Source organism: Anaerolineales bacterium, assembly GCA_003105035.1.
In the GTDB taxonomy this organism is placed as follows: domain Bacteria; phylum Chloroflexota; class Anaerolineae; order Anaerolineales; family UBA4823; genus FEB-25.
Genome location: PQAL01000019.1, coordinates 167,210 through 185,497 on the forward strand (window position 1 = coordinate 167,210; position 18,288 = coordinate 185,497).

Genomic DNA, 18,288 nt, shown 5'->3' on the forward strand with positions numbered 1-18,288 from the left:
GTTTAACCTGCTTTTAAGTGCCTCTTGCGCTGCAGGTAGGTGAGCACTGTGCTGACATACGCAGCATGACTCCAGGTAAGCGGGCTGACTGATACCGGCTGGTCAGTGTATGGGTCAACCTGCTCAGCCAATATTCCACTGGGCAAGGCATGCCCTGCCACCCACTCCAGGAGCTCAAGGGCAGGCTGTAGCTCATCTGGTTTTGTGGCAACCAGCGACAGCCACTCCGCCAGCCATAATGTGCAGATGAACCAGGGATTGCCTGGCACATTGCCGATATCCTGGCTGACCTGGTGGTAATGGTCATTGGTATAACGCGCCACACCTCCCACACTCGTCTTCACCCACAGCTGGTCGCGGATGGCCTGCATGGTAGGCAGGATCTTTGGGTCATCCGCCTTATACATGCCAAACTGCCATAACCCAACCAGGCTGGCATCGAGTGTCTCGTCGATCTGCCACTCGCCCTTTTCATTCACATTGACCATGCGAACAAAGCGTTTCAAGGCAGGTTGCCAAAGGTGTGCCTCTGTGCCAGCTTTGATCTCCCGGGCTGCCTGGTGGTAATGGTTAGCACGCTCGATCTCACCGAAAGCCTCAGCAAAACGCGCCGCAGCAGTCAAGCCACCCCAGGTGGCTGCCACCGTCCAGCTAAGAATGCCCAGGCGCTCCTCCCAGAGGTCATAACTCGCTAAGGGTAACCCAGCGTGTGGATCTCGAAAACTTGCCATGAAATCTGCCAGGGGACAAATCAACGTTCGGTACAACGGCTTAATAAAAGCCACATCCCCGTAACGTGAGAAATGCTCCCACAATGCCCATAACACCAGGGCAGTTTCATCCTCCTGTATAGGCAGGTTCTTAGCACCGTCCACTGCCCAGGGTAACCAGCTGGAGGCCAGCGAGCCATCCGGGTTATATTTATGCAGCATGTAACCTTCGCGGCTGTGCACCTGGTCGCAGAACTGGAAGAAAGCCCTTGGAAGATCGAGGTAACCCGCCTTATTCAAGGCGTGTGCTACCAGCGCGCCATCACGCGACCACATGTAGCTGTAAGTGTCGCGCACATCGGAGGAGATATCTGAATCGTTGGCAGCGATGATGGCACCTCCTTCATCTACCTGGGTCCGAATGGTAAGCAGGCTGCGTTCATATTGGTCTTTCACCTTCTCGGGTAGGCCACTCAGCTCCGGTAGATGCACCTGTAGCCACAGGCGCCAGAAGGCCACGGTCCGGTCAATAAAAAATTGGGGACCGCGCTGGCGAACCATGCGATTAAGAATCGTCACCGCCTCGAAATTCTTTCCCACTGCCATCCAATAATAAAGCATTTTTTTCTGCCCACCCTTGACCTGCAGGTTGAAGCCGACCGTTGAGTCGACTGAGCCATGGGCTACCACGCCGCAGGCCAGCTCACCATCTTCTGCATCCTTCCAGGTGCCTTGGAGGTTGCGGATTTCCTTCAATCCACAAGCCCACTGGTGGACCCCCACCAAAATACCCGGGAATGTCTCCAGTGATGGCTCCCAACCTGGCCTGGGCTGCCCCTCCCCGGTCAATACAGCACCATTCATCATGAACCAGTACTTATCTTTGTAATGAAAGATTGCCCGCCGCTCCGGTTCATAATAGGCGGTATCACCAATATCGTTTCCGGCGATGTGAAAATCATGGTGGAAGAATACCCGGATCTCACGCTCTTCAGGCTGCAGGTTTTCGATTTCCATACGCCTGATTAAAAGGTCTTCGTGAAAATCCACCATATCGGCACATTCGAGCCTCACCCGCAGGTTTGGGTGTTCCATCACCACTGCGCTCACCAGGGTTTCTGGTTGATATTTAATGCTCCGCTGCCAGCGTGCATCGTCAAACCAGCAGAACTGGCCATCCACCCACACACCGGTCCGGAAGGGATGCCCCAAAGCATGGTTTTCCTGCCCAACATGCGGCCAGTAGAGATCACGTATTTGATAAGTTTGGTCAAAAGCTACCAGCAATGAGCCATTTCCGAGCGGTAAATCTCTGGGCATAATTTCCTCCTTCTCGCCTTACTTGATTATAAGGGTAACCTCTATAGCATCATATTAATGGATTAATAACCCGCCGTCATTCCCTGCCACTTCAAACAATCTGATGGCATCTAAGGGATAGAGAGGAACCCAAATGAGCGACCTGATTGAATTCCGAAAGATGAAAGATGATTTATTCGCCAATGATGGACAAAGCCCGCTTACACCAGGACAAAAAAAGAGCTTCAAAGGCCTCAAGTATTTCCCGCCTAATCCAAGCCTTGATTTGGAAGTGACGGTGGAAGAATACCCGGATAAGCAGCAGATCAAGATGCAAACCACCACGGGTGAGATCCAGGAATATGAACGCTATGGAAAGTTCAATTTTATTGTTGAAGGTCAGCCTGCTGAACTGACCATTTATCGCAGCGAGGATGGCTATTTTCTCCCTTTTGTGGACAGCCTGGCAAGCCGCGAGACCTACCCCGCTGGCCGTTACCTCGAGCCTGTGCCGCTGAACAGCCACCGCTTTAAAGTGGATTTCAATATGGCATATAACCCTTATTGTGCCTATAACGATTATTGGTCTTGCCCACTCACACCCTTCGAAAACCACCTCAAAGTGCCTATCCGTGCCGGGGAAAAGCTTTTCCATTAAATAATTATGCAAAAGGGGCTGCCCATCTATTTGACAACCCCTCTTTGCATTCGTGATGGCCGTCGAAAAAACTGACCTTCGATCGATCAAACATTTAATGGTTTTCGGTAGATCGTCCCGTTTTTGACTACCTGGTAGCCCATAAATTTATAAAGATTTAATGCTCCAGAGGTGTTCTGTGTATCCACGCCTAAAGCAGCTTCTAGCATGCCGCGTTCCTTTAGAGCCTTTAAGCTAAGTGCAATCAAGGCTTTTGCCAAACCTTGCTTGCGCCATGGCCGGCGCACGCATATATTTTCAGTATAGCCTCGCAGCCGACCATACATCTCGTTTTCATCTTTATTGATAAAGCTCAGCACCATCCCGGCAATCTGGTCTCCCTGCCAGGCCACCCTCCACAAGCTTGGGTCGAAATCTGGGTCACTCATCATCTGCTCGTATTCCTCCCACGGGTCGGGGATGTAGCCCCAGTGGTCTTGGAAGGCCTCGTTGGAAGCCTCCCAGATCAAGCGCATATGGTCAGGTGTGGCAAGTCGAACCTCCATACCCACCGGTAGGGGCAGATCAGGGATATTCTCCAGGTTAGGACGTACCATCTCAAAGGTGTAGCGTGCCGGCTTATAACCCCGCCTTTTGAGCAGGTTGATACGGTCAACTTCAGTGCAGCTGACAAAGTTTTCCAGGATGCATGGAGCATCACTGGGTAGGCTGCCCGAGTCTTTAAGCTGGCACGCGATCTGGCCCAAACGTTCCTCATTAAAACGGAGCAAGGTGCTTCCGATACCCTTCCTACGCCACTTGGGGATGACATTGCCAAAGTGAAAACCCACCCAGGTTCTGCTGCCATCGACTTCCCACCATACACGGCTATACGCAATCACCATCCCGTTTACTTCAACAAAAAGCGCGTCTTGGTATGGATCGCAATTGTGCAAGTGAGTATAGGTATTGATCACATCCTCCAGCTTTTCTGAACGCTCCAGCCCATCGGCTTCACCACAGCCGTGGATGACCTTCAGGATATTTGGGTATTCCCCTTCGCCACTAAATCCTCGCAGGGATAACCCTGCGATATCTGAGATTCGTGGGTCAACATATGATTCAATAAATGCTGTATTGGTATTCATCGTTTTTCCTTAAACAATCAAATCACACTATTTTTGTTAAGCTCAGCAGTATTTGGGTTACTCACCCATTTCTATCCCGGGATCATCGGTTCTCATATCGGGAACTATCTGCCCATTCGGAGGCAGCTTGAACTTGAACCATGCTGGGATGACACTGACTAAAGCCGCCAGTCCAGTCACATAAAACGGCACTTTTGGACTGTATTTTTCCCATAGCTTGGCACCTACCCAGGGGGCCGGGAGGGATACCAAACCCAGGCTGGTACCGAACAAGCCAAAGGCAGTGCCTCGCAGCTTTTCAGGCACAGCTTTGCTGATCAGCGAGTTATAGGCAGGTGACATCATCCCTGCACCCAACCCGAATAAGGCCCATACCAGTGCGTAGCCCCAGAACCCTGCTGCCTTCATAAAAGTAAACATGGCAATAAACTCGGTCAGGAAACCGATCACGATACCCACTCGTTCACCTTTTCGGTCAGCCAACCAGCCAGCGGGCATGGTGACGGTCATCATGCACATACTGAAGATAGATCCCAGCCAGCCGATCTGCTGGAAGGTCATTCCACCAATCTGCTCCAGGTAGACCGGCATCAGGTTACCCGAGAGTGAGTAGGCGATATCGCGCACCCCATCGGTGATCAACACCCAGGTAATCAGCCCACCGCTCAACAGCAGGGTGGTCATCGTGCCCAGGTTGGTTTTCAGGTTTCCAAAAGATAACCTTTGCGGGTGGGCTTCCTCGCCTTTTGCAGCCGTGCGGGCCATGCTGACCCGGATGATGGTGGCGAAGAAATATAAGACCCAGGCACAAGCCAGCATGATACGGAAGCCATATCTATCAGCCAGGTATCCACCCAGCGGAGGTCCCACCACACCAACGATCATAAAAAGTGTATCCGTGATGCCAAACACCTTGGCCCGATTCTTTTCTTCCGATTGTTCAGCAATAAAAGCGCTGAAACTTGGGCCGATCAGCGAGCGCGTTACCGCACTGAAAAACATGCTGCTCATCACCCACTGCCAGGTGGGTGCAAAGATTATCCCAACGTAGGTCAGGTTACCCGCGACACTTCCCCAGGCAATACTGCGTAATCTGCCAAGCGAATCGGACACCCAGCCACCCAGGATCTGTACCACCAGGGGGATGACCTGCGAGATGGTGAAGAACAACCCGATCTGCACTACCGAGGCATTCAGCTCCTTCAGGTAGAGCGGGAGCAACATACCATACATTTCACCGCCGATATTGGCCAGGATCATGGCCAGCAAGAACATCAGCAGCGTACCATTGACCAACGGCTCGGCTTTTACAGAGCCTTTCGCAATGTCCATAATAAACTTCCTTTATTACATACCATCTGGTTCATGCTAATATTCCTAATGCAACAGTCTTGCTATGAGGAGGGCTTGACTGCCCTGGTGGCGATATACCCAGGCATGAATTTCCCCAGCGGAGAATTCTGCCCATCTTCGTATATGTCCAACAGCCTGAAACCTGCCTGTAGCTGCCCACCGATCTGCTCTTCCAGGCTGTGGCTGAACTCCAATGGACTGTCTTCTCCGAACTCGCGCTGGCGTTGCTCTTCAGTCAGCCTGGTGGCATCATATGGAAGCGAGTACTTCACTTCGAAAACGCCTTGCTCTGCTTTGGGGAAATCGAAGATGAAATTACATGGGTTATCGAAACCAGCCAGCAGGACACCTCCCTTGCGCAAGACACGGAAAGCTTCCCGCCACACTGGCAACACCTCCGGGCAGAAGACGTTCGATACCGGGTGTAAGATAAGGTCAAAGCATTCATTTCCAAACGCTGAAAGGTCGCGCATATCGCCTTCTACGGTTACAAGCTTCAATCCCTCCCGCCGGGCGACCATACGGTCTTGTTCCAGCTGCCGGGGTGAAAGGTCGAAGACAGTCACGTTTGCACCCAGTGAAGCAAAGATCGGTCCCTGCTGACCACCCCCGGAAGCCAGGCAGAGGATATCCAGGCCGCGCAGATCATCCGGGAACCAGCGGCGCGGTACAGGTTTTTGTTCGGTCAGTAAAACCGACCATTCGCCTTGCCGAGCCGCGGCGATGATCTCTGGGCTGCAGGGGATCGTCCAGGGATTGCCCAGTTCCACCTGCTTATCCCATCGTTTTCGATTGATTGAACTTACATCCATTTCAAACATCCTTTTCATAAGTTCCCAGGTGGTAAACCACCTGAAAACCCAGTGATTCATAAAACTTGATCGCAGTTGGGTTATCCTCATAAGTTGAGACAATGGCTTGCTTCATGCCATACGCTTGCAACCTGCGCAGCCCTTCCTGCATGACTGCCCTTCCCAGCCCTTTACGCTGAAAATTGGGGTGCGTCCCCACCGGCTCAAACAGGCCCACGAGGTTCTCCGCATCCAGCCAGATAATGCCAAATGCGCCTACCTGTCCATCCTGTGCGACTGCGACGATATCGTGGTCTCGGTCATACACGGGCGATCGCATGAAGCTCCTGAATCGCCCCTCGTAGTGTTCGAAAGGTGCCAGCGAAGCGAACGCCCCATACTGGGCGCGAGCCCGGGCGTTCACTTCAGGCTCTCCCATGCAGCTGCGAACATCGAAACCGACCGGCGTATCCAGGGTCTGGAGCACGTTATCCAGGTTGCACGTCAGGTGAACCATGCCACGTTTCCGGCTAAAGCCATGCTCCATAAAGTACCTATCCATCACTTCATCATCATGCCTGATCCACAGGCAGTAGATGGTTGGCTTGCCTTTTTCTTGGGCTATCATTGTCGCCTTCTGCTCAGCCCAGGTATACATATTCATAGTGAGTGGGCTGCCGCGCAGCTCAGGTTGTACGTAGACGTCAAAACCCACCCAATCCGTGCTTAAAAACGCCCAACCAAGCAATCTAGCGGGTTGCTGCGGGTCATCCCACAGGTAGATATCCTTCCAGAAATCCGCTTCCAAGGGCGGGTAGTACAACCACCAACGCAGATCACCGGTATGTATATAGTAGGTACCATTACCAGCTTTACGCCCGCTGGTCAGCAGGTCTATCATTGCCTGCAGGTCATGTTCATCCAGGTAGGGTCGTGGCTCACTCATGATTTTTCAACCAGCTTTTCCCATTCACCGGTTAGCTTCTCCAACTCTGCCTGGGCCTTTGCATATTGCCAGCTCAAGGCATTTACGGTTTCAAAACCCCTTGAGCCGGTTGCCTGGTGCAGCTCTTGCGATAGATGCTGCACCGCCTGCTCCTGCTCACGGATGCGCAATTCCAGCCTTTCCAGGGCTTGCTGGACGCGGCGTGTCTCCTGGCTGTTATCCCGCACCAGAGGCCTGGAGGGCAGGATCATGTGCCTGGCTTGCCCTGCGGATGCTGCCCGGTGTAGCACAAATTCGCGGTAGGTGCCCTCGAAGATTTGCAGGCTGCCATCATGCAGCTCCCAGATCTGGGTGGCGAGTTGGTCGATCAGATATCGGTCGTGAGACACCAGCAGGATCGTACCCTGATAATCCTGCAATACCTGCTGCAAGACCTCGCGGGCAGGTAAATCGAGATGGTTGGTGGGTTCGTCCAACAGCAGGACGTTAGCCCCTCGCAAGGCTAGGATAGCCAATGCCAGCCGGCCGCGTTCCCCGCCGCTCAAGGCACTGACCAGCTTGAAGACATCATCACCACGAAACAAATACTGAGCCAGGTAACTACGGGCAGCTTCAGGGTCCATCTGCCGCTGGCTGAGCAGCTCATCCAGCACCGTGTTCTGCGGACCCAGCTCATCATGAGCCTGTGCAAAGTAACCAATATCCAGGCTGGCGCCCAGGCCAACTTCACCGCCCAGAGTATCCACCTGACCGAGTAGCGTCTTCAGGAATGTGGTTTTACCACTTCCGTTCGGCCCAATCAGGGCTGCGCACTCCCCCCGCCTGAGTTCCAGCTGCCCAACCGTGAACAACACCTTGCCCGGGTAGCCTATCCTGGCAGATCTGGCGCGCAGGATGATATTGCTACTATCCTTGACCGGCGCAAGGCGCGGCCGGATATGGGGTGGCCTGGCTGGCATGGATAGGGCATTTACCTTGCGGATGGCCTCAATCACATCCAATGGCTTATCCGCCCGCAAGTCAAGCTCATGCCAATCTTTTCCACTACGCAGCACCATGATCCCGTAAGTCTCCACCGCCATCAGCTCTCGCGTCACTTTCCGCAGCATCCCCAGGGCACGGGCATGCGTACTGGCACGGACCCAGTTACGCTGTATGAAATCCACTTCATTCTGTAAGCGTTCTTTCTCTTCTTCAAAAACACGCTCGGCATATTCCCAGCGGGCATCACGCTGTAACAGATAGCTGCTGTAATTCCCAGAATATTCCTCAATGCCCGCGGGACCCATCTCCCAGATTGAATCAACCGCGTTATCCAGGAAATAGCGGTCGTGGCTGGCTACCAGCACGGCCCCATCCCAAACCTTTAAAGTATGCTCGAGCCACTCAATAGCTTCCGCATCCAGGTGATTGGTGGGCTCATCCAGCATCAGCAAGGCAGGCCTTTCCAGCAGCAGGCGGGCTAAAAGCAGGCGTGTCTTTTGACCCCCACTCAAGTGGTCAAGGGGCATATCCCACGTTTGTCTGCTCAAGCCAAGCCCCTGCAGGGTCTGTTGGATGCGCAAATCATAATCGTAACCTCCGGCATGCTCAAAGGCTGCCTGCAGGTCACCGTAGCTCTCCAACATCTCCTCTGTATAGCAACCCCCAGCCATTTGAGCTTCCAACCTGTGCAGGCGTTCTTGCTGTTCACGCAAGCCTGAGAAAACGGTCAGCATTTCTGCATAGACGGTGTTCTCATCCCTGGCAAAAGCATCGCTGGCTTCCTGGCGCAAGTATCCCAAACGCTTACCCCGGGCAATATGAATTCTTCCCGTAGTCGGTTGGTTCAACCCAGCCAGGATCATCATCAACGAGGTTTTCCCAATCCCGTTTGGCCCGATCAAGCCAATTTTGCTATCATTGGCAATGGTGACCGTAATGCCGCGGAACAGGTCAAATGCCCCGAACGATAAACCGATGTTTTGTGCAGATAATATCGACATATTTCCACTTCATTATTGCCAGGGTGATTAACCCACAGCAATCTCCTTCTTGTTTACGTGCGCCTGTTCGCCCCTACCCTAACTATCGAGATGTTGGATTGAAGGGTAATCCTCACCCCAACCATTCGAAGACCAGGTGAACAAGGTTTTATCCATTGCGGTGCAGCTTCCCTGCCCGCTTGGCATAACGCTCCGCCAGGCCAAAGACCCACAGGCCGACGGGGATGGCTATGACACCCATCAACAAGGTTGGCCAGATATATTGCCACAGTTGCATAGTGGGAGTGCCTTCCAGCAATGCTTTGCGCGTGCCGTCCAACACATAGGTTGCCGGGCTGTATACTGCCAGTTTCTGCAGAGAACTCGGGAGGACTTCCACCGGGTAGTACACCCCTGATACCAGCAGGAGTACGGCAATGATCACGTGCGTCATCTGTGAGCCGCGCTCAGGAAAGAGCAACGGCAGCACGCTACCCATCACGCCCACACCGATGAATGACAGGCTGCCTGCCAGCAACATCACGGTGGCGCCTGCCAGGTTGGCATGGCTCAGGTCGATCTTGAACAAGGCCACAGTCACAGCCAGGATAATCCCGGTCGAGAACATGCTATAAATCACTGCCCACAACGTTTGCCCTGCCATATGGGTGATACGCCGGATAGGAGCCATCAGGGTATATTCGATGGTGCCTTCCCAACGTTCCATCCCAATCACATCGGTGATCCAGTAAAAGATCAGTGACAGGTAACGCCATACCAATGTGCCCACTACCAGGTACAGCACCAGGTAGCGTCCATCTGTTACGGAGGTGCCACCGATCTTCTCCATGCCCAGCCCAATGAAGCTCACCGACAGGCTGTTAGCAATGGAATAGACGATCCATACCAGCTCCCATGACCAGTAGCGCTTCACCAGGTTGGCATTGCGTTCCATGAACGCGTAAGTTGCTCTAAATTCATTAACAATCGTACTCATTTCAATTACTCCAAAAACTAGGCGGTATTCAGTGCAAACCATTCTTCGCGCAGGATACCCATAAAAATCAAATCCCAACGACGTCCTTCCCGCCACAAGAATTCCCGAGCTCGTCCTTCGTGAATAAACCCGGCTTTCTCGTAAGAACGGACAGCGCGAGGGTTATATTCGAAGGTGGTAAGGGCCACCCTTCTCAAGTTAAGCTCACGGAAGCCATACCTTAATATCACCTGCATGGCATCCGTGCCATAACCCTTACTCCAGTACTCACGCTCTCCAATGCCGATACCTACAAAAGCTTCACCGTGAGCATATATATCGCCATCCAGGCCAACAAAACCGATGAAACGATCATCTTCCAGGGTGCAGATGGAGAAGAAATAACCAGGAATGGGTTCTTTCTCCTGGTCCTTCTGGATCCAGTCAGAGATCTTTTTGGCTGAGAACAGGTTCGTCGGTTCAGAAGCTAACAAGCGCCACCATTCTGAATCAGTGTTCCAATGAGCTACAGCCTCAGCTTCCTCTTTCGGATCCTGAGCAGTTATTTTCACCAATCTACCACGAAGCATGTCCGTATCCATAAACCACCTGTGTTTCTTCCGCCCATCCAATCTCAAGCCGAATATTCATTAGCTGGTCAGGATACCCTTTGCCAGCCATTCTTCTCGAAAAATGCCCATAAACAAGAAGTCCCAGCGTTTTCCATCCCGGTGGATGTATTCACGCTTGCACCCTTCATATACAAACCCGGCTTTTTCATAAGAGCTTATGGCACGGGTGTTGTATTCGAAGACACCCAGGCTTACCCTGCGAAGGTTTAACTCGTTGAAGGCATAGCGTAACATGATGCGCATGGCATCTGTCCCATAGCCCTGATTCCAGGCGTGGCGCTCTCCCAGGGCGATGGCTACATGGGCATCACCGTGATGGAGGAAAAGCTCAAAAAGGCCAATGAAACCGATCAGATCATCACCTTTCAGGGTTCGGATGGCATACATGCAGCCGTCCACCAAAGGACGTTCCAGGTCTTTTTCAAGCCACTCCTGCCATTTCTTGGCAGAGAAGTTCCTGGGTGGCTCGGTATCCAGCAAGCGCAGAAATCCGGTATCCTGGTTCCAATGGGCAAAATGGCTCGCCATCACATCCGGATTCTCAGATGTCAGGCGCACCAACTCACCATGCAACAGATCGTTAGGCATTGTCTACACTCTCTTTCACTGCAGCCGACCATTCCTGCTGCAGTAACCCGAGATGAATCACATCCCACGTCTGGCCATCGCGCGTGATGGCTTTACGCCGGCGGACCTCATCCACGAAGCCGTGTTTCTTGAAGAACCTCAGAGCACCTGGATTGTCTTCGACCACCACAGCCGACAGGCGGTAGAGATTCAGCTCATTGAAGGCCATGTAGAGCATTTGCTGTAGAGCTTCACTTCCGTAGCCTTTACCTCGCTCAGCTGCATCACCAATGGCGATCTTGAGGTTACCCGTGCCATGGTTCCACTCGATCCACTCAATGCGGATATAGCCCAGCAGCCTGCCATCCTCCTTGCTACGGATGGTGAAATGGAAGAGATTCTTGGCTTCCTCCACCTCTTTCTCGATGGCCTCATATTTCTTTTTTATCTGCGCCACCGATTGAGGCATGGCAGGCTTGCGGCTCAGAGCCCTGGAAAGCGTCAGGTCGTGCGTCCAGCGTGCTTCCACTTCCGGGTCATGTTCATGGTCAATGGGTGCCAGGCGGATCAATTTACCTTCAAAAAGTTGTCTGTCGATGCTCATTATGCAGTCCTTTCATGTCAATGCGGAACCAGGCATATATGCCAGTCCAGTCATTTGTCTGTCAATGTCGTTTTATAACAATATGCGCCCTGAGCCGGAGATATCGCTCGCATACGCGATGAACGATGCCAGCATATTCCAGGCCTTGCGAAGCAATCTCCTCATTGAAGAGCTGAGATTGCTTCGTCGTAGGATGCGCTCCTCGTATTTGCAATCTCTGTTGTGCGACATTCTTTCCTTCCTGTTCATCATCCACTGCCAGCTGGTTGCTAACCAGCCTGGTGGGTATCCTTGGTAAGTTGGGTTGCCCATAAAAACCCAACGAATTTTCTCGATCCAGATCTCCTCCAAAACTGCAAATCATCAGTAGTTTTGTTGGAGGTGGGAGAGCCCTGGTTTTTCCTGCCCCCAGGCTGGTTCTTCCTGGGTTTAGAGGGAAAGCCATGCTACTCCTCATCTTCGTCACTCACCAGCTTGTTCCCGGTCAGCTCCAGGAACACATCCTCCAGCGTCGGCTCGTGCCCATTGCGCGGGATCATCCGCTTGAGTGCTTCAGGTGTGTCCAGTGCCACAATCTTGCCGTCATCCACGATGGCGATGCGCTGGCAGAGTGCTTCAGCTTCGCTCATGTCATGCGTGGTGAGCAAAATCGTCGTGCCGTGCTGCTCGTTCAGCTCCCGGATCACCGCCTGCACCTCGCGCTTGGAGCGGGGGTCAAGCCCGGTGGTCGGCTCATCCAGCAGCAGGAGCTTCGGTGTGGAAAGCAACGCACGGGCAATTGCCACCTTCTGCTGCATGCCACGCGACATCTCCTCCATCGGTGACACGATCGTGCGTCTATCCAGGCCCAGGCGGGTGAGGATCTCCAGCACTCTGCGACGTGTCTCCCCGCCTTCCATCCCATACAGGCGTGCCCCGTATAACAGGTTCTCCATGGGTGAGAGCTTCTTGAAGAAGCTGGCTTCCACCGAAACACGGTTGATGATCCGCTGGACCTGCATTGATTGGCTCACCACGTCGTGCCCGAAGACCGTGATTGAGCCTGCGTCAGGCAGCAGCAGCGTGGCGATCAGGCGGATCAACGTGGATTTACCCGAACCGTTCGGTCCCAGCACGCCGAAGATCTCAGCCTCATGTACCGAGAAGGAGACATGATCCAGCGCCACCTTGAGCGTCTTGCCAGCCTCTGCCTGGGAGCTATTGCGCTTCCACACCGGGTGGCTGACTTTACCGAACTTTTTGTATGCATCCTTTACCTGTATCGCCTCGTACATTTCATACTCCTATCTTGTTGCTGTGAAGCATCATTCGTGATGGTGCTAATTTTATAAATCTTTATGAGATGCCTCACCCATCCAATAAAAAAAACCGGTCACGGAAGTGGTCCCCGTGACCGGCTAAATCCAATACACCCAAAAAAACAAAACGACCACGGGGCTTGGAGCACACCGTGGTCGATAGGTTTACAAAGACTACCTAACGAGCTATAGGCGCGCTCCGCGAAGGTACGGCAGATCCGCTGCCAGCGGCGACTGCACGCACATCACAGGTTTGCTTGATAAGATCGAACATCTTCGCGCCTTTCCTTTCATTAGAATAAGATTAACAACCTTTGAAGTTTACCATTACCAGCTTAATATCGTCAAGGGTTAAATTTTATCTTGTTATATCTATAATCTGTCAAATACAAATATTCAAGAATAGTTTGCGAAATACAACGAGATCTTTACTCCTATGTTGACTAAATGAGAAAGTCGTAGAAAACCGGAAATGATTCTGTAATAAGCATTTTTCCAAGTGATATAAATAAAAGGCATTCTGGAATAGAATTATTATTTTTTTGAAATTTTTATCTCGCCCCAATACCACTCATCACCCAGCTGACTGCGATTGTCAGTCTTGTACGCATCGATATTGTTTGCAATGTACCATACTGTAGAAAGCAGGTAGGTTCCTGATGGAAAGTTTTCTGGTATTCTGATATCAAATGTTTCAATTATTGTCTCATCCTTCTTCCAATCAATCGCTGGATAAATGATTTCTGTTGGTATATGGATAACCCGGAAGTTAGATATTTCCTGCCTATTAAGTTGATTTCTAAATCTGGTAATTGCAAATACAGGTCCAATTTCTTGTAAGTTACCAACTAGATTCCAAGTAAATTTCATTGTATACACATTATTATCCTTCTGAACTATTGTTGCATCAATTGCTCCGATTAAATCAGAGTACGTATGGAGAAGTTTAGCATTCTTACCTATTTGGTCGTTCTCTATAGTTTGATCTAAATTATCAGAATTATGATCTCGCACGAAAAATAACAAACCATCTTGAACGTTCAACAATGAGTAATCCGGACGGTTTAGCAATGCTTGAATATATTGTGCATCGTGAAGTACTCCACCAGTGAAACCACCAGGCACAGGTACCGCATAATCAAACAAACCGTCTGCAATTGCTATATTAAAATCTCGCGAGTTAATATCGAAATAATCTAACACATATAATGTATGGCGATTTGTCAAATGAGGTGCCAAAGCCCAACTAACTGCTAATGACTCATCAGGTCGATTATAAGAACTTAATAATTCATCTTTCATTCTATCCCGTGGTATTACCCCATAACGAAGAGAATCAATTCCCTTCCCGGGTTGCCTTGACCAAAACAAAGGATTCAAAGGCGTGTCAACGATTGTGATATTCAAAATAAATGTCATCAGAAGAGATAATTGAATCATCTTCTCTGGTTTGTAAAAGATAGAAATTTTACCCAGCGCTTGATCCTTATTCTGTAATTTACTTACCCCTTTAACAGCAGAGTATATAAGAAATGGAACTGCTAATGCATAATGATGAAACAAATATGTATATTGGATACCATTTGATAATAGTGATGGTACCGCTGTTACTGCAGCTGGAATCAACCAAATCAGGGAATGACAACTCAGCCAGATTACTGGTGCTAAGATTAGAAACAGCACACCTATCCGCTGGGCTGACGAATTTACCAATCCATTTATTAGTTCACTAAAATAATAAGTTACATAACCAAAAGGCGATACTGAAGAAGAAAGGGTGAATCCTTCACCAGGTGAAAAAAATGGACGGATAAATAAGAATGTCAAAATTCCCCATGATATAGCTACCAATGCAGTCAAAATTCCAACAATTTTATTGACCCTAGGTCCTTTTCTATTATTATAGATAATTACTAAACCCAAGAAAAAAACCGGAACAGACACATAAAATTTACAGCATAATGCTAGAATGATGAATAGTGCATATGCCTTCCATCGCTGTTGTTCAAGCGAATTTAAAGCAAACAATAATATCGGCATTGCAAGAGTATCACCATGGAAATCAAATAAAACAGCTGTTTGCGCAACTGGATATAAAAGATACATGAATACGAAAGCTAGTGCATAAGCTGGCCTGTTTATATTTCTAATTGCAATTTGATAGACAGGAATAGCCCCAATGGCGAAAAGGAAAGACTGAAAAAAAAGCAATGTAGGAGGTTGTGGATAGATTGCATAAATCGGGCTTATTAATAAATATATCAACTCAACATGCAATCCAAGTCGACTCAATTGCCCATTATTTATCGTAAATTCCAGAGGACGACCATGGAATACACTCCAAATCGATTGAGCCATGTTTCCTAAATCGAACATGCTGTTATTGTATCCGTGATAAATTTGGCTACTTAGAACCCCTAATAACAGCCCAAAAATAATTATTCCTGCATAAAGAACTAATTTAGGCCAAATTAAAGAAATTTGAAGATGATTTATGTAATTCCTGTCTCGAAATTTATTATTTATTTTTATCAAGCTTGCCTCATTATCGCTTATCATTTGAAAATAACTTTTTGGTCGACTAATTTGTTCGTGGTTGTAAGAAATTCAAACGCGAGACTTGTGCTTGCCGCTGTTATCTTCATTGCCCCATACTCAGAGTTATACCTCACCTGGCTACCATCCAGGACCTCTTCGAAATCATACCTGCCACCGCTGCCCAATCCATTCACAATATATGGCAGGCCGTCCTGCTCCAGACGTTCATAGGTGTGGTCATGACCTGACAATACCGCGTCTGCACCCCATTCTTTATAGGGCCAGCGTGCCCAATCCGTTGAGCCGTGCATTCCCGACGAATAAGGCGGGTAGTGCATGTAAACGATATTCCATGGTGAAGTAGATGCAGCCAGGCTAGCTTTCAGCCACTCTGCTTGCGTAGAGGTAGCACCTACCCCGTCTGGTTCGAGCTCGTAGTTATTGAGCGCGAACAGGTGGACAGGCCCGCAGATAAAGTCATAATAGCGTTCGTTCCCAGGTAAGGTGAAGTAGTCAAAATATGGCCGGGCATTATCGGTGTACCAATCGTGATTCCCCATGGTCGGGAAGAAGCGGTTCACATCGGCCCCCGCACCATAGCTGCCAGTATACGGGTAGATGTAAGCATGGAAGAACTGCCCGACGTTTTGATCGAGCGTGTCTGCCGCGCCATCTGGATAATTATTATCCCCTACCGTGATGATGAAGTCGGGCTGCCAGCCCAAGACCAGGTCAGCTACTTTGCCCTCATCCCGATGCCCTGTACCGTAATCTCCAATCACAGCAAATACCACTGGAGAAACATAAGTAGTTGTAGGTTCGGGGGTAGCGGTGATGACTTGTGCTGTGGCTGCGGCTTTTGGGGTGAGGGTCGGCGCTAGCGTCGCCGGCATGGTTAGGAATTCCACAGGCAGGGTAGGCGTTGGCGAGCCAGGCACAACCTCGATGGCTATCGGATTAACCTGGGTTGAAGGTAAGGTTGTCACACCCCCAGTCAACCCGCATGCTTGCAAGAGGATCATTAGCAGGCAGACTGGCAGGCAGGCCATCAATTGTAGCAAAAATGATCCGTGCTTACCTGGTGTTGCTGTCAGGTCTTTGGGCTTCATTTCAGCATTAAGATGCTGCCACTGTCATCCACCAGGTAGATTTCCCCGTTTTCATCGACTCCGAAGGAAGAGATATTCCTGCCGGTATCAAATAGCTGGTTGTTCAGCCAGGTGCCATCCGGCAGGTGAAGCAAGCCCCATACCCTACCGGAGCCATAATCGCCATACAGGTACACACCCTGCCACGCAGGAAGGTCGTTCCCCCGGTACACATAACCACCGATCACGGCATTACCCTGGTCATGGCTGTATTCAGCAACCGGTATGACGAATTCCGCCCCGGCAGGCGGCGAGCCTCGGTAAGGGTGCGAGCCTTCAAAATAGCTCCAACCAAAATTCGCTCCACTCGGGCTGCCGGCCGGCAGGTAGTCGATCTCCTCCCAGGCGTCCTGCCCGACGTCTGCAATATACAGGTCACCAGTTAGCTTGTCAAAGGAAAACCGCCAGGGGTTACGCAACCCGTAGGCCCAAATCTCCCATAAGCCGCCACCATCAACGAAAGGATTATCCGATGGGACTGCATATGGCTCGCCGTGATCAACATCGATACGCAGGATTTTTCCCAGCAGAGTTTGTAAGGATTGGCCATTTAAAAGCGGGTCACCCTCTGAACCGCCATCGCCCATTCCAACGTACAGGTATCCATCCGGGCCGAACTGCAGCTGCCCGCCTTTATGGTTTTGGAAAGGTTGTTCGATGTGCAGGATGCGTATCTCGCTACCCGGGTCAGCCTGGTCAGGGCTGTCTGCCGAAACGTTATAGCGGGCAACAACGGTATAAATTGTGCTACCCACCTTCTCGGTATAGTCAACGTAGAAGTAGCCATTCTCGGCGAATTTCGGATGAAAAGTTAATCCGAGCAGGCCCTTTTCGCCACAACAGTTTACCTTTTGGGTCAGATCCAGGAACGGGACAGGTAAAAGCTTCCCATCTATGAATATGCGGATCAAACCGGTTTGTTCAACAATGAATAATCGACCCAAGCCATCGCCAGCATTGACCAGGCCTTCAGGGTTATCCAGACCATCCACCACCACCTGCCAGGAATACCCAGATGGATCAGGCAGCTCGACTACGGTGACCGGCGTAGAGGTGGGTATGGGCAGCGTGACGGTAAGGGTTGAAGATACCGATATCGTGGGGGTGATGGTCGGACGAGGTGTCCGCGAGGCTGAAAGTGTCGGAGTGGGTACGCGAATGAACCGACCAGGTGTGGGTGTATTGGTGGGGACGGGTGTCTTAGGCGCTTGGGCACATCCAACCAGGAGGAACGCTAAAACGGCACAAATTAATCTGGCGAGGCGGCTCATTTCGCCTCCGGGTCACCATCCACAATCTCCCCGTCAATGACCTCACCGTGAGTCTCGGGTTGGTATGTTTCCTGATAGCTGTCCATCACCTTGCGCGTGGCGTTCAAAGCATCCAGATGTTCCTGCACCACATTGGGCGGGCAAAGCTCAACAAATAAGTATGAAGCCAGCCAGATGACCATGGCATCATCGATCGGTCCGGGCACATCCAATGGCCACAGGAGGTAGACTACTGACCCAATGGGCATCAATTTCAGTAAAAAATTCACCCGTGGATCCGTCAGGAGGCGCAGGATGAGCTTGATCCGCAACGTCAATCCCTGCAAGACCCCATCACTTTGTGGGTAAATGATTTTTCGATTGGATTTTTCAGACATTTTCGTTCTCCAAATACCTGCCATTTAAT

17 protein-coding genes are annotated in these 18,288 nt (G+C 50.7%); 1 reads left to right on the forward strand and 16 read right to left on the reverse strand.

Annotation, left to right across the window (positions count from 1 at the left end; genetic code table 11):
- Nucleotides 1-2 precede the first annotated feature (2 nt).
- Complete coding sequence (locus C3F13_09280; protein PWB53590.1) at nucleotides 3-2,030, reverse strand: glycoside hydrolase family 15; 2,028 nt, start codon at nucleotides 2,028-2,030, stop codon at nucleotides 3-5.
- Between the two features lie 133 nt (nucleotides 2,031-2,163).
- Here C3F13_09280 and C3F13_09285 point away from each other — a divergent pair, with 133 nt between their 5' ends.
- Entirely contained in the window at nucleotides 2,164-2,667 is a 504-nt protein-coding gene (locus tag C3F13_09285) for a hypothetical protein (protein PWB53591.1), read from the forward strand.
- Nucleotides 2,668-2,753: 86 nt separating this feature from the next.
- Here the strand turns inward: C3F13_09285 and C3F13_09290 are convergent, their stop codons facing one another.
- The 15 genes from C3F13_09290 to C3F13_09360 form a co-directional block, all read right to left on the reverse strand.
- The gene (locus C3F13_09290; protein ID PWB53592.1) at nucleotides 2,754-3,794 is read right to left on the reverse strand and encodes an N-acetyltransferase; all 1,041 of its coding nucleotides are present in this window, start codon (nucleotides 3,792-3,794) and stop codon (nucleotides 2,754-2,756) included.
- Between the two features lie 57 nt (nucleotides 3,795-3,851).
- Entirely contained in the window at nucleotides 3,852-5,126 is a 1,275-nt protein-coding gene (locus tag C3F13_09295) for a hypothetical protein (GenBank protein ID PWB53593.1), read from the reverse strand.
- A gap of 62 nt (nucleotides 5,127-5,188) precedes the next feature.
- Nucleotides 5,189-5,959: an SAM-dependent methyltransferase gene (locus C3F13_09300; protein PWB53594.1), complete on the reverse strand. Its 771-nt coding sequence runs from the start codon at nucleotides 5,957-5,959 to the stop codon at nucleotides 5,189-5,191.
- A 1-nt stretch (nucleotide 5,960) separates the two neighbouring features.
- Nucleotides 5,961-6,884 carry a hypothetical protein gene (locus C3F13_09305; protein PWB53595.1) on the reverse strand — a complete coding sequence of 308 codons (924 nt, stop codon included), beginning with the start codon at nucleotides 6,882-6,884 and terminating at the stop codon, nucleotides 5,961-5,963.
- The gene (locus tag C3F13_09310; GenBank protein PWB53596.1) at nucleotides 6,881-8,869 is read right to left on the reverse strand and encodes a hypothetical protein; all 1,989 of its coding nucleotides are present in this window, start codon (nucleotides 8,867-8,869) and stop codon (nucleotides 6,881-6,883) included. Before C3F13_09310 ends, C3F13_09305 begins: the two co-directional genes overlap by 4 nt.
- A 148-nt stretch (nucleotides 8,870-9,017) precedes the next feature.
- Nucleotides 9,018-9,845 carry an ABC transporter gene (locus C3F13_09315; protein ID PWB53597.1) on the reverse strand — a complete coding sequence of 276 codons (828 nt, stop codon included), beginning with the start codon at nucleotides 9,843-9,845 and terminating at the stop codon, nucleotides 9,018-9,020.
- A gap of 17 nt (nucleotides 9,846-9,862) precedes the next feature.
- On the reverse strand, nucleotides 9,863-10,426 hold the full coding sequence (locus C3F13_09320; protein ID PWB53598.1) for a GNAT family N-acetyltransferase: 564 nt from the start codon (nucleotides 10,424-10,426) through the stop codon (nucleotides 9,863-9,865).
- A 48-nt stretch (nucleotides 10,427-10,474) separates the two neighbouring features.
- Nucleotides 10,475-11,044 (reverse strand): GNAT family N-acetyltransferase, encoded by a 570-nt coding sequence (locus C3F13_09325; protein ID PWB53599.1) that lies wholly within the window; start codon nucleotides 11,042-11,044, stop codon nucleotides 10,475-10,477.
- A complete protein-coding gene (locus C3F13_09330; protein ID PWB53600.1) occupies nucleotides 11,037-11,627 on the reverse strand; it encodes a GNAT family N-acetyltransferase in 591 nt (196 codons plus the stop codon). The genes C3F13_09325 and C3F13_09330 overlap by 8 nt, the downstream gene beginning before the upstream one ends.
- Before the next feature lie 61 nt (nucleotides 11,628-11,688).
- Nucleotides 11,689-12,072, reverse strand: coding sequence for a hypothetical protein (locus C3F13_09335; protein PWB53601.1), 384 nt, complete (start codon nucleotides 12,070-12,072; stop codon nucleotides 11,689-11,691).
- A gap of 1 nt (nucleotide 12,073) precedes the next feature.
- Nucleotides 12,074-12,901, reverse strand: coding sequence for an ABC transporter (locus C3F13_09340; protein ID PWB53602.1), 828 nt, complete (start codon nucleotides 12,899-12,901; stop codon nucleotides 12,074-12,076).
- Between the two features lie 558 nt (nucleotides 12,902-13,459).
- Nucleotides 13,460-15,484, reverse strand: coding sequence for a hypothetical protein (locus tag C3F13_09345; protein ID PWB53603.1), 2,025 nt, complete (start codon nucleotides 15,482-15,484; stop codon nucleotides 13,460-13,462).
- Nucleotides 15,481-16,572 (reverse strand): alkaline phosphatase, encoded by a 1,092-nt coding sequence (locus C3F13_09350; protein PWB53604.1) that lies wholly within the window; start codon nucleotides 16,570-16,572, stop codon nucleotides 15,481-15,483. Before C3F13_09350 ends, C3F13_09345 begins: the two co-directional genes overlap by 4 nt.
- Entirely contained in the window at nucleotides 16,569-17,882 is a 1,314-nt protein-coding gene (locus C3F13_09355) for a glucose dehydrogenase (protein PWB53605.1), read from the reverse strand. Before C3F13_09355 ends, C3F13_09350 begins: the two co-directional genes overlap by 4 nt.
- Nucleotides 17,879-18,259, reverse strand: coding sequence for a hypothetical protein (locus tag C3F13_09360; GenBank protein ID PWB53606.1), 381 nt, complete (start codon nucleotides 18,257-18,259; stop codon nucleotides 17,879-17,881). Before C3F13_09360 ends, C3F13_09355 begins: the two co-directional genes overlap by 4 nt.
- Between the last annotated feature and the right edge of the window lie 29 nt (nucleotides 18,260-18,288).